Origin of the sequence: Paraburkholderia sp. BR10923, assembly GCF_040948765.1 — a bacterium.
GTDB classification, from domain to species: Bacteria; Pseudomonadota; Gammaproteobacteria; order Burkholderiales; family Burkholderiaceae; genus Paraburkholderia; species Paraburkholderia youngii.
Map to the genome: position 1 here is coordinate 1 of NZ_JBFPKO010000256.1, position 228 is coordinate 228.

Below are 228 nucleotides of genomic sequence, written 5' to 3' on the forward strand. Positions count from 1 at the left end.
TTGCGGGGCAGGCTGGACCGCGCGGCGTGGCGACGCAGCCTCGATCAGCTGTATGCGCGCCACGAGGCGCTGCGCAGCGTCTTCGTTGATGCGGAGGAGGGCCCCCGGGTTGAGATCCTGCCGCCCGGCACGGGCCTGCCCGTGCTGGAGCACGACCTGCGGGAGCGGCCGGATGCGGCGGCGGCGCTTGTGGCGCTGTGCGCCGAAGAGGCGTGCATGCCTTTTGAT

1 protein-coding gene is annotated in these 228 nt (G+C 72.4%); it reads left to right on the plus strand.

Going from position 1 to position 228, the window contains the following annotated elements; genetic code table 11:
* On the plus strand, positions 1–228 hold a 228-nt coding region (locus tag AB3X94_RS42375; protein ID WP_368614518.1), incomplete at both ends, for a hypothetical protein.